The 14934-nt window shown below is 65.8% G+C and carries 16 protein-coding genes; 10 read left to right on the top strand and 6 right to left on the bottom strand.

Annotated features, from left to right (window positions below; genetic code table 11):
* Positions 1–99 precede the first annotated feature (99 nt).
* From ACLP4W_RS02165 to ACLP4W_RS02155, 3 genes are all read right to left on the bottom strand, one after another.
* Positions 100–678, bottom strand: a complete 579-nt coding sequence (locus ACLP4W_RS02165; RefSeq protein WP_442383670.1) for a hypothetical protein — start codon at positions 676–678, stop codon at positions 100–102.
* Positions 679–757: 79 nt separating this feature from the next.
* Complete coding sequence (locus tag ACLP4W_RS02160; protein WP_442383668.1) at positions 758–2257, bottom strand: alpha,alpha-trehalose-phosphate synthase (UDP-forming); 1500 nt, start codon at positions 2255–2257, stop codon at positions 758–760.
* Positions 2258–2422: a hypothetical protein gene (locus ACLP4W_RS02155; RefSeq protein WP_442383666.1), complete on the bottom strand. Its 165-nt coding sequence runs from the start codon at positions 2420–2422 to the stop codon at positions 2258–2260.
* A 287-nt stretch (positions 2423–2709) separates the two neighbouring features.
* Between ACLP4W_RS02155 and ACLP4W_RS02150 the strand changes: the two genes are divergently transcribed.
* Both ACLP4W_RS02150 and ACLP4W_RS02145 read left to right on the top strand, forming a co-directional pair.
* On the top strand, positions 2710–3657 hold the full coding sequence (locus tag ACLP4W_RS02150) for an enoyl-CoA hydratase (protein WP_442383664.1): 948 nt from the start codon (positions 2710–2712) through the stop codon (positions 3655–3657).
* A gap of 216 nt (positions 3658–3873) precedes the next feature.
* Positions 3874–4704, top strand: coding sequence for an SDR family oxidoreductase (locus tag ACLP4W_RS02145; RefSeq protein WP_442383720.1), 831 nt, complete (start codon positions 3874–3876; stop codon positions 4702–4704).
* On the opposite strand, the gene ACLP4W_RS02140 is transcribed toward ACLP4W_RS02145, so the two are convergent.
* Positions 4687–5604, bottom strand: a complete 918-nt coding sequence (locus tag ACLP4W_RS02140) for an NAD(P)-dependent oxidoreductase (RefSeq protein ID WP_442383662.1) — start codon at positions 5602–5604, stop codon at positions 4687–4689. The genes ACLP4W_RS02145 and ACLP4W_RS02140 overlap by 18 nt on opposite strands.
* 114 nt (positions 5605–5718) lie before the next feature.
* Here ACLP4W_RS02140 and ACLP4W_RS02135 point away from each other — a divergent pair, with 114 nt between their 5' ends.
* Positions 5719–6510, top strand: coding sequence for an SDR family NAD(P)-dependent oxidoreductase (locus tag ACLP4W_RS02135; protein WP_442383660.1), 792 nt, complete (start codon positions 5719–5721; stop codon positions 6508–6510).
* A 6-nt stretch (positions 6511–6516) separates the two neighbouring features.
* Here ACLP4W_RS02135 and ACLP4W_RS02130 read toward each other — a convergent pair whose 3' ends face one another.
* Positions 6517–8106: an LCP family protein gene (locus ACLP4W_RS02130; protein WP_442383658.1), complete on the bottom strand. Its 1590-nt coding sequence runs from the start codon at positions 8104–8106 to the stop codon at positions 6517–6519.
* Between the two features lie 452 nt (positions 8107–8558).
* Positions 8559–8963: an integrase gene (locus ACLP4W_RS02125; protein WP_442383656.1), complete on the bottom strand. Its 405-nt coding sequence runs from the start codon at positions 8961–8963 to the stop codon at positions 8559–8561.
* Between the two features lie 191 nt (positions 8964–9154).
* Between ACLP4W_RS02125 and ACLP4W_RS02120 the strand changes: the two genes are divergently transcribed.
* The 7 genes from ACLP4W_RS02120 to ACLP4W_RS02090 all read left to right on the top strand — a co-directional run.
* Positions 9155–9901: an alpha/beta fold hydrolase gene (locus tag ACLP4W_RS02120; RefSeq protein WP_442383654.1), complete on the top strand. Its 747-nt coding sequence runs from the start codon at positions 9155–9157 to the stop codon at positions 9899–9901.
* 109 nt (positions 9902–10010) lie between these two features.
* Entirely contained in the window at positions 10011–10310 is a 300-nt protein-coding gene (locus ACLP4W_RS02115; RefSeq protein WP_442383652.1) for a hypothetical protein, read from the top strand.
* 158 nt (positions 10311–10468) lie between these two features.
* A complete protein-coding gene (locus tag ACLP4W_RS02110) occupies positions 10469–11461 on the top strand; it encodes a permease (protein ID WP_442383650.1) in 993 nt (330 codons plus the stop codon).
* Positions 11461–12198 carry a TIGR03943 family putative permease subunit gene (locus ACLP4W_RS02105; RefSeq protein ID WP_442383648.1) on the top strand — a complete coding sequence of 246 codons (738 nt, stop codon included), beginning with the start codon at positions 11461–11463 and terminating at the stop codon, positions 12196–12198. Before ACLP4W_RS02110 ends, ACLP4W_RS02105 begins: the two co-directional genes overlap by 1 nt.
* A gap of 430 nt (positions 12199–12628) precedes the next feature.
* Positions 12629–13420, top strand: a complete 792-nt coding sequence (locus ACLP4W_RS02100) for a metal ABC transporter solute-binding protein, Zn/Mn family (RefSeq protein WP_442383718.1) — start codon at positions 12629–12631, stop codon at positions 13418–13420.
* Positions 13413–14195 (top strand): metal ABC transporter ATP-binding protein, encoded by a 783-nt coding sequence (locus ACLP4W_RS02095; protein ID WP_442383646.1) that lies wholly within the window; start codon positions 13413–13415, stop codon positions 14193–14195. Before ACLP4W_RS02100 ends, ACLP4W_RS02095 begins: the two co-directional genes overlap by 8 nt.
* Positions 14196–14257: 62 nt before the next feature.
* Positions 14258–14934 (top strand): metal ABC transporter permease (locus ACLP4W_RS02090; protein ID WP_442383716.1); only part of this gene is annotated, 677 nt, incomplete at its 3' end.

Below are 14934 nucleotides of genomic sequence, written 5' to 3'. Positions count from 1 at the left end.
TCAGACCTCTCCTACCCAAAAGGCGGAATCGATATCACATGCGATATCGAATTCGGAAGGACAGCACACCCGCTCTGCCGCGACGGCCCAGGCCAGGCTTCAGTAGCACATCGCAATGCCGTTGCAGTACAACGGATAACGCTGGATCGGGCTGGGTGGGGGCCCGGCGAGCTGCAGCGAAAACGGTTGCTTGCTCATCGTCGGCTCCAAGCCGCACTCGGCCCCGTGCAGACTCGTGTGGGTGCCGGTTAGCGTTTCGTCGCTGAACGCGTAGGTTTCCGTCGACGGCGCGGTGCCGCCGCCCGGACACGACACGCCGTCTGCCTTATCCACCTTGAAGGTCCAAAGAACGCTGGACAGCCGCGCCCTGCCGTTGAAGTTCTGCAGCTTGTCGGCAGGGGTGATCTGCTCGGGCGTCGAACTCACGATGTTCAGTGCACAGTTGAACGCAAAAACGACCGGATCGGAATAGTCGTTCATGTTGCGGGTTCCGGATGGCTGATCGCACAGCGCCGTGATCGTCCAGGTAACCCCCGACACGCCCGCCTCGTTGAAGGTGTAGGTGCCATCCGCCGGTGGTCCGAGCGCGTGCGCCGGGTCACCCGATTCCAGCGCGATTCCCAGCGCGACGGCCGAGAAGACGCCGGCGCCGGCGGCCAGCCCGTGACGGAGCTTCACAGTGCCCTCCCTTCAGCGCTGCATCGAGTATCACAGCGTTTCGGTGGCGACACCATGGGTTGGCCGGAGCTGAATCGCGCTAAACGGCGCTGTGCGCGTGCGACTCTGCGAGCGCGTCAAGAAACGACCGCGCCCAGCGGTCCACGTCGTGGGCGAGCACCTGGCGTCGCAGCGACCGCATCCTGCGCCGGCCCTCCTCGACCGGCTGGTTGAGTGCCGCTTCGATCGCGTCCTTGACCCCTTCGGGGTCATGCGGGTTGACCAGATAGGCCTGCCGGAGTTCGGCGGCGGCGCCGGTGAATTCGGACAGGACGAGTGCACCGCCGAGATCGCTGCGGCAGGCCACATACTCCTTGGCCACCAGGTTCATCCCGTCGCGCAGCGGGGTGACCAGCATGACGTCGCTGGCCACGAAGAACGCGATGAGCTCGTTGCGGGGAATCGGACGATGCAGGTAGTGCACCACCGGATGACCGACCTCGGCGTATTCGCCGTTGATGTGGCCGACCTCGCGTTCGATGTCGTTGCGCAGGATCTGGTAACTCTCCACCCGTTCGCGACTCGGAGTCGCCAGCTGAACCAGCACGGTGTCGTCGCGCTTCGCGCGCCCCTCGGCGAGCAGCTCGGAAAAAGCTTTCAGCCGGACGTCGATGCCCTTGGTGTAGTCGAGCCGGTCGACGCCGAGCAGGATCTTGCGGGGGTTGCCCAGCTCGGCCCGGATCTCGCGGGCGCGGCGCCTGACGTCGCGGTTGCGGGCGGCATGGTCGAGCTCCCGGGAGTCAATGGAGATCGGAAAGGCGCCCACCTGAACCGTGCGGGACTCCAGCTGCACCACGCCGAGCCGCGACCGCACCCCGACCGCTCCGCGCGAGGTATTCGCGCCGAGCAGCTGCCGGGACAGGAACAGGAAATTCTGCGCACCGCCGGCCAGATGAAATCCCACCAAGTCGGCGCCGAGCAGACCTTCGATGATCTCGGTGCGCCACGGCAGCTGCATGAACAGTTCCACCGGCGGGAACGGGATGTGCAGGAAGAAACCAATGGTCAGGTCGGGCCGCAGTGTGCGCAGCATCTTCGGCACCAATTGCAGCTGATAGTCCTGCACCCAGACCGTCCCGCCGCGGGCGGCGGCGCGTGAGGTCGCTTCGGCGAAGCGGCGGTTGACTTCGACGTAGCGTTCCCACCATTCGCGGTGGAAGATCGGTTTGACGATCACGTCGTGGTACAGCGGCCACAGCGTGGCGTTGGAGAAGCCCTCGTAGTACTGGGCGACGTCGTCGGCGCTCAGTCGTACCGGGTGAAGTTGCAGTTCGTCCTGGACGATGGGCTCGTCATCGAGGTCCACCTCAGCGTCGTCATCGGCGACACCAGGCCAGCCGACCCATGCCCCGCGCTGGCGACGCAACAACGGCTCCAGGGCCGTGACCAAGCCCCCGGGGCTGCGCTTCCAGGCTGTGGTGCCATCAGGAAGCCGCTCCAGATCGACCGGCAGCCGATTGGCGACCACCACGAAATCGGAATCCCCGAAGCTCTCAGCCTGTGATGTCTCGGTCGAAGGCCGGCCTCCCCTGGGAGCCATTTATGCGTCGAGTTTCGACGGCCCAATACCGAGCATGGACAAGAAAATGCGGCACTCGTCGGCGTCGTTCGCATACGCGGCGACGACTCGCCTCGCCTGGCTTGCGGTGCTGTCGGCCAGGGGCTCCACATCGCCGATTTCGCCAGGATCAGATTTTGTAGGCATGACACAACTGTAGGTGACGCGCCTGTTCGCCCGCAGCCGTCCTTCTTGGTCGGGCGACGACGGGCGACGACGGGGGGCAGCTGAAGGAAGAGAACGCAGAACTCACTCGCTCCCCGGGGGCCTGCTCAAGGCCGCCGCGGCTCTCCTCGCGGCCGCACTGGATCGGCCGTAATCGGCCCCGTGGCGGGAGCCCTACGGCGGCGGATCAACCCAACGGGGACTCGATTACACACACGCCGTAATGTGTAAACAAGGCGAGATCTGACAAACAAGCGAGGTTGGGCGGAATGACACTCTCGGAGGAAGCCAGCGCTCAAGCTGGTTCCAACGCCACCAACGGTGACGTCGATGGGCTGGTGGCCTACGAAACCCTGGACGAGGGCCGCGTCGCCCGGATCTGGCTGAATCGGCCCGAGGCCCACAACGCGCAATGCCGCGGTCTGTTGGTTCAGCTCGACGAGGCGTTCTTGCGTGCCGAGGCCGACGACACCGTTCGCGTGGTGATTCTGGCGGCGCGCGGCAAGAACTTCTCTGCCGGTCACGACCTGGGCTCCGAGTTGGCGCTGGCGGAGCGGCAGCCCGGACCCGAACAGCTCCCGAGCTTCCGCATAAACGGCGCCACCCGCGACTCGATCGCGGAAAAGACTTACCTGCAGGAGTGGCATTACTTCTTCCAAAACACCTGCCGCTGGCGCGATCTGCGCAAGATCACCATCGCCCAGGTGCAGGGCAACGCGATCTCGGCGGGCCTGATGCTGATCTGGGCGTGCGACCTGATCGTCGCCGCTGACAATGCGAAGTTCAGCGATGTGGTCGCCGTGCGCATGGGCATGCCCGGGGTCGAATACTACGCCCACCCTTGGGAATTCGGTGCCCGCAAGGCCAAAGAGCTGCTGTTGACCGGTGACGCACTGGACGCCGACGAGGCCTACCGGCTTGGCATGGTGTCCAAGGTTTTCCCGGTCGACGAATTGGCGGACAAGACTCTGGAGTTCGCGCGCCGCATCGCCGAGCGGCCCACGATGGCGGCGATGCTGATCAAGGACTCGGTCAACGCCGCCTCCGACGCAATGGGATTCACCGAGGCGCTGCGGCACGCGTTCCACATTCACGAGCTGGGGCACGCGCACTGGGCGGCCCACAACGAGAACAGGTACCCGGTCGGCCTGCCGCCCGACGTCGAGGACTGGCGTAACGCCAAGCCGACGAAGCTTGCCCGCCGCGATACGCCCTAGCGCAGTTGCCATAGGCGAGGTCCGACGCGGGTCCCGTCGACCAATAGGCAACGCGCAAAAGCGATATCACGGGCGATATCGCTTTTGAGGATCGGGTGGTGGTCCCCGCACGGTACTCATGTGGTTGATGCGGCCGCTGGGACAATAACTCGGCCAGCCCGGTGATTGGTGTGGCGGATGTGTCCGCAGCGACGCCCGCATGGTTCGATGGCTCTTGTGCAGCTTTCTTTCGACAACCGGACGTACCTGGTCACCGGTGGTGGCAGCGGAATCGGCAAGGGGGTGGCCGCCGGGCTGGTCGCGGGCGGGGCCTCCGTCATGATCGTCGGCCGCAATGCCGACCGGCTGGCGGCCGCCGTCAAAGACATCGAAGTACTCAAGGCTGACGGCTCGATCCGCTACGAGCCCGCCGACATCACCAGCGAGGAAGAGGCCGCCCGTGCGGTTGAGGCCACCACGGCGTGGCACGGCCGGCTGCACGGTGTGGTGCACTGCGCGGGCGGGTCGGAAACCATCGGCCCGATCACGCAGATCGACTCGGAGGCCTGGCGACGCACGGTCGACCTCAACGTCAACGGCACCATGTACGTGCTCAAGCACGCCGCGCGCGAACTGGTGCGCGGCGGCGGCGGCTCGTTCGTCGGCATCTCGTCGATCGCGGCCAGCAACACCCACCGCTGGTTCGGCGCCTACGGGGTCTCCAAGTCGGCCGTCGACCACATGATGAAGCTGGCGGCCGACGAGCTCGGCCCGTCGTGGGTGCGGGTCAACAGCATCCGCCCCGGCCTCATCCGCACGGATCTGGTCGCGCCGGTGACAGAGTCGCCGGAGCTTAGTGCGGACTACCGCCTCTGCACGCCGCTGCCACGGGTGGGTGAGGTGGAGGACGTCGCCAACCTGGCAATGTTTTTGCTTAGCGATGCGGCTAGCTATGTCACTGGACAGGTCATCAACGTCGACGGCGGGCTCCTCTTGCGACGCGGCCCGGACTACTCGGCGATGTTGGAACCGATGTTTGGCGCCGACGGGCTACGCGGGGTGGTGTGAGCCTGACGTGGAAGCGTTACCGGCGTCCCGGTCGGCGAGCGCAGACACCGCCGACCAATCCAGTTGCCCGCCGCCGGTTGCCACCAGGGTGAGGAAGCGGTCGCGCAGCAGGCTGGCCACCGGCAGTGGCACCTGCAGCTGGTCCGCGGCGGCAAGCACCAGCCGGACGTCTTTGAGGCCGAGGCTCGCCGCGAAACCGGCCGGCTCGAATTCCTGCCGCGCGATCAGCCCGCCATAGGTCTTATATGCGGGCGCGGCGAACAACGTCGAGGTGAGGACGTCGACGTACTGCTGTCTGTCCACGCCGGCCTTGGCGACCAGTGCGACGGCCTCGCCGACGGCCTCGATCGCCGACGCGATCAGGAAGTTGCCGCTCAGCTTCACCAGGTTTGCGGTGTGCGGCTGCTCGGACACCACGAAGGTCCGCTGGCCGATCGCGTCGAACAACGCGGACAGCGGCTGCAGCACCTGCGGGGCCCCGGCCGCGATGACGAAAAGCTTTGCCGCTGAGGCCGCTTCGGGTCTGCCGAACACCGGCGCCGCGGCATACCGCTGACCGGCTTCGGCGTGCGTGGCCGCCAGGCGCTGCGACAGGGCGACGCTGATGGTGCTCGACGACACGTGCGTGGCGCCCGGCGCCAACGCAGCCACGATGCCGTCTCCAAAGTCGGGGTGGCCGAACGTCACGGCCTCGACGGCCTGGTCGTCGGACAGCATGGTGAACACGACCTCACCCCTGCAGGCTTCGGCGACGGTGCGCGCCGTGGTTGCGCCCAGCTGCACGAGGGCCTCCGCCTTGTCGGGGGAGCGGTTGTACACGGTGACGCGGTGACCCGCCTTCACCAGGTTGCCGGCCATGCCCCGGCCCATGTTTCCCAGGCCGATGAATCCGATGTCCATGCATCCACTCTGCCCTGTTTCGGGCCTTGTTTTCGGCCTGAAGTAGGGACCTGTTTGGTCTGCTCCTTACGATGATGGGCACGCCTAGTGACCGGACAAGCACGGGAGAAGCGGATGAAGCGGCTCGAAGGCAACCGGATCCTGGTGACGGGCGCCGCGTCGGGGATCGGCCAGGCCACCGCGCTGCGGTTGCTCGACGAGGGTGCCACCGTGGTGGCCACCGATATCGCGGCCGACGGCCTGGGCATCACTCGGGACCGGGCAGAGCAGGCCGCAACCGCTGACCGTCTCACCACCATGCCGATGGACGTGGGTAACGAGGATTCGGTGATCGACGGCGTGTGCTCGGCCGTCGAAACAATCGGCGGCCTGGATTCGCTGGTCAACGCGGCCGGCATTTTGCGTGCCGCGCACACTCACGAGACCAGCCTCGAATTGTGGAATCAGATCGTCGGCGTCAACCTGACCGGGACCTTTCTGGTGGTTCGTGAAGCGCTTCCGGCGCTGCTGGCCAATCCGCGCAGCGCGATCGTCAACTTCAGTTCCACGTCGGCCTCTTTCGCCCATCCGTACATGGCGGCCTATGCGGCGAGCAAGGGCGGGATCCAGGCCTTCACCCATTCGTTGGCACTCGAATACGCGCGCGAGGGCCTGCGCGCCGTGTGTGTGGCGCCGGGCAGCATCAAGTCCGGGATCACCGATGCCACCGGCGGATACATTCCGAAAGACGCTGACTGGGCACTGTTTTCCAGGCTGATGCCGATCCTGCCCACCACGCTGGAATCCAGCGGCGCCGGGATGGCCGATCCCGACGTGGTCGCCGGCGTGATTGCCATGCTGGTGTCGCAGGACGGCGCGTTCATCACCGGCACCGAGATCCGCATCGACGGCGGCACCCACGCCTGAGGCGATTTAGTTAACGCAGGGCACACCGCCGCCGTCGATCGGTTTTCCCTCATTGGGCGTCGGGTAGGTGGTCAGCGTGCCGTTGTAGTAATAAGTGTTGGCCTTGCTGGTCGTCGTTGTCGTTGTTGTTGTTGTTGTTGTGGTGGTGGTGGTGGTGGTGGTCGTCTCGTCCGTAGCGTTGTCGTCCGGTGTCGGCATCGAGAAGTTGGTGTCCACAGTCACCCTGATGTGTCCGGGCTGGAGGTTCGGGTCGGGTTGGTTGGGGGCATCCAGGCCGAGCAGGGTGGCCACGCTATGCGCGTCGGTCTCCGCTCCTGCGCCGTACCCGATCGTGGTGGCGGTCGGCTCGCCCGAATTGCGGTCGCGGACCTGGCCCGCGGTGTAGCCGTGCTTTCTCAGCGCGCTGGATACCTCGGTGGCGAGGCCGCTCATGCTGCCGGAATTGATCACATCGACGACGGTCGATGGGCTGGGCTTGGCGGCCGTCGTGGCGGGCGTGGTGGTCGGTGGGGCAGCGCCGATCGCAGCGGCCACCTCAGCCTTGATCGCGGCCGGGTCGACGATGTTGACGTCCAGGCCGTCGATGTTGTCGTAGCGCACCACGGGCAGTGTCCGGAATTCCACGTTTCCGCCGGCGAGTTGACCCAATCGCTGGATCATGTCCTCGTCCCAACCGGACGACAGCACGACGTCCTTGCGCGCCACTGCCATCAGGTTCTTGAGCTTGTCCAGGTCGGTGAAGGTACCCGTGGCCTGCAGTTCCTGCATGACCGACGAAATGAATGCCTGCTGTCGGTGGGTGCGGTCGAGGTCCCCGTTTTCCAGTTCGTGGCGTTGCCGGACGAACGCCAGCGCCTGGGAAGCATCCAGTCTCTGTCGACCGGCCGGGAAGTCCGCACCGGAATACGAGTCGTAGACGGGGTGGTTGAGGCACACATCGACACCGCCCAAGGTCTGCGCCAAGTCGAAGAAGCCCGCCAAATTGACCTCGGCAAAGTAGTCGATCGGAACACCGGTCAGACTGCGCACCGCGCGCAGGGTCGCCGCCCGGCCGGCCTCGCGGCCCTTCGTCTCGAGTTCCTTCTGGCTGCTCGTTCCCTGGTTGGCGAGCTTCTGCGCGACGTACTGCTTGGTAAGGCCGTATGCCTCTTTGATTTTGATGTGGTTGTATCCGGGAACACCGTTGAACGCCACCCAGTCGTCGCGGGGGATCGAAAACGCGACAACCTTATTGTCGACTCCGACGTGGACCAATATCAGGGTGTTGGTGTTGTAGCCACCGTCATCGGAATCGCCCGCGTGCAAATGCTTCAAGATCGACCAGGGCAAATCGTTGCCGTCCTGGTCTTTGCGTGAGTCCAGCCCGATGAGCAAGATGTTCATGTTGTTGCCGCTGGATCGCGGGTCCTCGGGCGACAGCGCCTGCGAAACGGTGATGCCGCCCAGCGCGCCATGCGCCACGTAATATCCCGCACCGGTCAACAAGACCGCCGCAACCGACACCAGCGCCATGAGGCCACGCGTCAGCCCCTTGCGAAGGGCCGACGGTTGACGAACGGCGCGATGGCGATGATGTGCACCGCCAGAACGTGCCATCAATAACCTCGTCCTGTTACCAGCGCACCACCCATCGCCGCAATAGGGACTTGCGGTGATGTGGCTTGCAGCATGGCGTCAAGTATGCGTGAGCTTGCTGTGAAGCCTCCAATTGAGTACGTCGATGTGGGCAGGCTCACCCCGCCGAACGGGCGGACTTCCCGGCTTCGATCTTCCCGCTACCAGCACGTTTGGCTAGAATGCGCCGAGCTTGGCGCCGAGGGCATGTCGGGAAGGTCTCAGGAGGATCACGTGGCCTCGAAAATGCACAGACGATCGAGCCCATTTCTTCACCGGGCGGAGATCACCCCATCAGACGGCCCATCAAAAATGCCGCTCCGACGCCTCCCGGCCACGGCTTGGTTGGTGAGCCCGACGCTGACTGTCACCTCTCAGCCCTACGCGGCGCGGATCCGTCACGGCTAGCGAAACACGCACTGGTTGAACGTCATTCAGCAATACATGTATTCGATGTGCCATCGGCCGTTCACATAGTCGGCGCGGTACTGGCCGCCCAGTTGCGGATTGGCGTCGTGGATGACACCGGAACCCCCGACGTTTGGCGCGAAGCCGGGAGGATCCCAGGTGAGGGACTGGGGATTGGGCGGCAGATCTGGCGTGCAATTGACCTGCTTTTTGATGTAGCCGTCGATGACCTTCTGCTCCGCGGTGGCTTGATCACCACCATCGGGTGCCGGATCGGTGGCGCACAGAGAAGTTGTGCCGCAGACGGTTTGGCGTACGTTGACGAGCGCCACATCGCTGACGGGTCGGCCGAACGTCAGCAGGGTCGCCACGACCAGTCCCGATGCTGCGGCGGCGCCGGCGTGTTTGAACATGTTCTCTGCCAGGGTCACAGCTATCGGACCTTCACCGAGTCCTCGCCCGACGTGCAATAGAAACGAATATCCGATTGCATACCGTGCAAACGCGGCAGGCGTTGAACAATGTCCACCTTGCGAGTGTAAGCGCCTCACCAGGCGGTCGTAACGTTGTCGGACGGCGCCGGCGTTACAAACAACCGTGGTGCCGTGCGAGGATGTCGACCATGACCGTGGTTCTGGTGCATGGCAATCCGGAGACCGACGCTATCTGGGGGCCGTTGGTTGATGCCCTCGGGCGCGACGATGTGGTGCGGCTGTCACCGCCGGGGTTTGGAGCCCCGCTGCCGGAGGACTTCCCGGCGACCTACCTCGCTTACCGCGACTGGCTTGAACGCGAGTTGGCGCGAGTCGACGGACCGGTCGACCTCGTCGGGCACGACTGGGGCGGCGGCCACGCGGTCACCGCGGTGATGCATCGACCGGAACTCGTGCGCAGCTGGGCCAGCGACGCCCTCGGGTTGTTCGACCCGGACTATGTCTGGCATGACCTCGCGCAGGTGTGGCAGACACCGGGTGACGGCGAGCTGCTGGTTGACACGATGCTCGGCGGCACGGTCGGCGACCGCGCGGACCGGATGACCGCGTTGGGCCTCCCGATGGACATCGCGGCCTCGATCGCCATGGCCCAGGGTCCGGAGATGGGTCGGGCGATCCTGTCGTTGTACCGCTCGGCGCGCCAGCCCGCGATGGCCGAGGCCGGCCGGGCGTTGGGGAACGCCGTGGCCCGGTCCGGGCTTTCGCTGCTGGCCACCGAGGACCCCTACATCGGCCCCGCCGAGAACCGGCGCCGGGCCGCCGACCGCGCCGGGGCCCGCACGGAGGTGCTCGACGGGCTCGGACACTGGTGGATGGTGCAGGATCCGGCCCGCGGTGCGGAGGCTCTCACCCGCTTCTGGGAAACGGTTGGCTAAGCCAGGCGGATCGGTTCACCATTTGAACCTGGTGGCGTCCACCGGCGGTCACTAGAATTGCGTTGCGCCAGTAGCTTGTGAATCGAACCCGGTACGGCGGTGAGCAGTAATGACCAGCGCAACCCACAACAAGCACGTCCAACACGATCATGTGCACGGAGAAGGATGCGGCCACGTCGCGATCCCACACGGGGGTCACGTCGACTTCGTGCACGAGGGTCACCTTCATCGACAGCACGAGGATCACTACGACGAATGTGAGGCATCCGGCCACGCGGTGCACGAGGGTCATGGCCACGTCCACGGTGAAGGGTGTGGTCATGTCGCGGTCCCGCACGGGGATCACGTCGATTATGTGCACGACGGGTGCCGGCACGCGGCTCACGGCGAGCACTACGACGAGCACTAAGACCCACGCGCTTGCCCCCTGATATCGTTGTGCCCGTTGAGGATTCGGGCGCAGACGCGGTACGGATCGCGGATTTGGTCGCGGTTGGGTCCAGCCGCCGCAAGTGTGTCGTGTCGCGGTGTCCCGGTGCACAGCCGGCGCGCTGACATACTGGGACGGTGGCAACGCTGAAGTCTGGGCGCAGGCTGCGCGTCGGGTCGATGGAAGTGCTGGTGGCCATCCTGCTGGCCTGCGCTTTGTCGGCGACGATGCTGCGTAAAGCGGTCCTCAGCAGCGAGGCGTTGTCGACGGCCGGCACCGTGTTCTGCGGGGTTTTCGTGCAGGCGGTCCCCTTCCTTGTGCTCGGGGTGGTGGTCAGCGGGTTGATTGCTGTCTTCGTGTCACCGGAGCGGTTGGCGCGCTGGCTGCCCCGTCGTCCCGCGGTGGCGGTGTTGGCCGCCGGTGTGGGCGGGGCGGCGTTGCCGGGTTGTGAATGCGGTTCGGTGCCGGTGGCGCGGCGATTGTTCGGCGAAGGAGGGGCGACGGGCGCCGCGGCGCTGACGTTCATGCTGGCCGCGCCGGCGATCAACCCGGTGGTACTGGTCGCCACCGCGGTGGCGTTTCCCGGTGCGCCCAGGATGGTCCTTGCCCGGCTGGGGGCGTCGCTGCTCACCGCGGTGATCATGGGCTGGGCGTGGGCGCGGTGGGGCCGCCCCGAGTGGATCACCCGCCGCCTTCCCCCTACGGGCGCTCACACCGAATCACGGTGGGTGGTGTTTACCGAGGCGGCCCGGCACGACTTCCTGCAAGCCGCGTCCTACCTGGTGGTGGGTGCCGCCGCGGCGGCGATGCTGCATGTGGTGGTGCCGCAGTGGGTTTTCGCGCACCTGGCGGCACACCTGATCCTTGGGGTGGCGCTGATGGCCGCCCTGGCGGTGGTGCTGGCGTTGTGTTCGGAGGCCGACGCGTTCGTGGCCGCCAGCATGACGATGGTGCCGCTGCTGCCCCGGCTGGTGTTTCTGGTTGTGGGCCCGGCCGTCGATGTGAAATTGTTCGCGATGCAGGCGGGCCTGTTCGGCCGGGCCTTCGCGGCGCGCTTTGCCCCCTGCACGTTGCTGGTTGCAACGGCGAGCGCGTGTGTGGTCGGACTGTTTCTTCTCGGTGGTCGCTAGTGCGCCGCGAAACCGAGAACACCGTCTTGCTGCTGGTGGGCATTAGCGTCGCCATCATCACGGTGTCGGGCGCGTTCACCCGCTACGTCAAGCCCGCACTGCTGCCGTGGCTGGTCGGGTCGGCGGTGCTGCTCATCGCCTTGGCGCTGGTGGCGATCATCGGCGATATCCGCCGCGGCGGACCGCGCAGCGCCGATCCGACCGGCGATCACGGCGACGCGCACTCCCATAGGACAGGCATCGTGTGGCTGCTCGTCATCCCGATCCTGATCCTGATTTTCGTGACGCCGCCGGCATTGCGGCCCTCAGCCGCTGCCCCGTCTGTGACGTCGGTATCCAATGACGTTCTGAATCGGGCATTTCCGCCGCTGCCACCGGGTCGGGCCCCCGACGTGTCGCTGCCTGACGTCCTGATGCGCGAGGCGCACGACACCACCGGCTCGTTGACGAATCGGACGATCACCGTGACCGGCTTCGTCCTGAACGAGGCGCAGGGCATCGACCTTGGTCGCATCGTCATCATCTGTTGCGCCGCCGACGCTCAGTTGGCCCGCATCCATCTGCGTGGCCCGGCCGCCGGCGCCGCCGCCGGTGTACCCGACAACACCTGGCTTCGAGTCGAGGGGCAGGTCATACCCGGGCCGCGGCAACCGCATTCGGCAACGATTCCGACGCTGCAGGCCACCACGGTCGACCGCATCGATGCCCCGGCCAACCCGTACGCCTACCCCCATTAGGTCAATTCCTTCGACCGGAGCTGCGAGTCCGGTGCCCGGCCGGTCACTTGGCAACGCGCGGGCACTGTGCACCTCCTGGACTCGGCCAGCCGCTTATTGGGAATCATTTTCGACAAGTTAAATCGGACGCGGTACCGTACCGGTAGCTGTAATTGAAAATCGTTACTAATAAGGAGGCTGAGGGGGCCGTTACGACGATCGCAGAGCACCTCGCCCAGTCGTTATGAAAACGGTTATCGTTCTCCGCGTGAGCGTCTTGCCTTTCCGCTTTCGCCGCGGATGCCTCGCTGGCGCCGCCGTGCTGGCACTCGCTATAGCGGGTTGCTCGACGAACCAGACCAACACCTCCGGGTCTTCCGGCGCCACCCACAGGCCGGCGGGAACCGGTAGCAGCGCCGCGGCCGCCTGCCCGGCTGCCCCCGTTGCCGTTGTGGTCAGCGTGGATCAGTGGGGCGATATCGTCTCCGAACTCGGCGGCTCGTGTGCGAACGTGAAAACGGTGCTGGCCAGCTCCTCCGTGGACCCGCACGAGTACGAGCCCTCACCGGCCGACGCGGCGAGCTTCACCGGCGCCAAACTTGTCGTGGTCAACGGCGCGGACTACGACTCGTGGGCATCCAAGTTGGCGGCCACCTCCGCCGCCGGCGCCCACGTGTTGAGCGCCGCCGAAGTCACCAACACACCGATCGGCGCCAATCCACACCTGTGGTATCAGCCCTCGGCGGTGACCGCGGTCGCGGATGCCGTGACCGCCGAGTTGAGCAAGATCGACCCGCAGGCCGGTAACTATTTCAGCCAGCGCCGATCTGAGTTCACCGCCACAATGGCGCCTTACACGAGCCTCATCGGCAAGATCAAGGCCGCGGCGGCGGGCAAGTCCTACGCGGCGACAGAAACCGTCTTCGACTACCAGGCGCAGGCACTGGGTCTGATCAACAAAACTCCGGAGGGCTATCGGCGGGCGTCGGCCAACGAGTCAGACCCGGCGCCGGGCGACATCGACGCGTTCCGCACCGCGCTGGCCGGGCGCCAGATCGACGTCTTGATCTACAACACACAGACCGAGGGTTCGGTGCCCCAGCAGATCCGCTCGGCTGCCGAACAAGCCGGGGTGCCCGTCGTCAACGTGACCGAGACCGTGCCGCCCGAGCAGACCTCGTTCGAAGGCTGGCAATACGCCCAGCTGGTCGCGTTGGGCAAGGCACTCGGTGTTGATGTCTGAGCCTGCCGCCACGCCTCCCGCGCTGGCGTTCACCGACGTCCGCGCGGTCCGCGGCGGCCGGCTCATCTGGTCGCAGGCCAATTTCACCGTGCCCGCCGGCGGCATCGTTGCTGTCATCGGACCAAACGGGTCCGGCAAAACCACGCTCTTACACATGGTCCTTGGCCTGGTCCCGGCTGCCAGTGGCCACCTCGAAGTGTTCGGCCGCCCACCTGGCCAGGCCAACGACAGCATCGGCTACGTGCCGCAACACTATGCCGAGAGCTCGGGGGAAGCCATCCGCGCCACCGATGTGGTATTGCTCGGACTCACCGGGCGCCGGTGGGCGTTCGGGCGCAGCACGGCGGCCCAACGGAGGCAAGTCGCCCAGGCATTGGCCGCTGTCGAGGCCACCGAAATCGCCAGGCGGCGGCTGTCGACGCTTTCCGGCGGGCAACGCCAACGCATCGCACTTGCCGAGGCCCTGGTGGGACAACCGAAGTTGCTGATCCTCGACGAACCGCTGGCGTCACTGGATCTTCATAGCCAGCGTGACATCGTCGCACTGCTGGCCCGACTGCACGCTGAGCTGGCCGTGACCATCCTGTTGGTCGCCCACGACCTCAACCCATTGCTGCCCATCCTCGACAGCGCGATCTACCTGCTCGACGGGCATCCGCACTACGCACCGATCCACGATGTCGTGGACGAAGAGCTGCTGACCCACCTGTACGGCACTCCAATCCAAGTCGCGCACACCCCGCACGGGGAGCTGTATATGCGGAGCACGCTGTGACCGCCCACCTGGAAGCCCTGGCCTATCAACCCAATTGGTGGCCGATTCTGACATCGGCGTTCATGGGCAACGCCCTGATCGGCGGCACCATCGTCGCTCTGGCCGCGGGGTTGATCGGCTACTTCGTCGTGGTGCGACAAACCGCCTTCGCCGCACATGCCTTGGCCCACATCGGATTTCCCGGCGCGACCGGCGCGGTCCTGCTGGGCATGCCCGTAGCCGCCGGGCTGGGGGTGTTCTGTGTCGGCGGGGCACTGGTGATTGGCGTGTTGGGCAAGCGCGCCGCCGAGCGCGAGGTGGTCACCGGGACGGTGCTGGCCATGGCGAGCGGTCTCGGGTTGTTCTTCAACTCGATGGCCACCAAGAGCTCCAGCACGGTAACTAACGTGTTGTTCGGCAACCTGCTGGCCATCTCCCACAATCAACTGGTCAGCTTCGCGATCTTATTGGTGGTGCTGGGGCTCAGCGTCGGCATCATCTACCGGCCCCTGCTGTTCAGCTCGGTCAACGCTCAAGTCGCCGAGGCCAAAGGCGTGCCCGTGCGTGTCCTATCCATGATGTTCATGGTTCTGCTCGGGCTCACCGTGACGATGGCCGTACAGGCCGTCGGCACGCTCCTGCTGTTCGCTCTGGTCGTCACTCCTGCCGCAACCGCGATCATGCTGACCCCCCGCCCGGTCATGGCCATGGTCGCCTCGACGGCGATCAGCTTGAGCGCGGTGTGGCTTGGACTGGGCGC

This window comes from Mycobacterium sp., assembly GCF_052145595.1.
Taxonomy (GTDB): domain Bacteria; phylum Actinomycetota; class Actinomycetes; order Mycobacteriales; family Mycobacteriaceae; genus Mycobacterium.
Note: the sequence above shows the minus strand (reverse complement) of the source record. Positions and strands in the feature narration are given on the sequence as shown.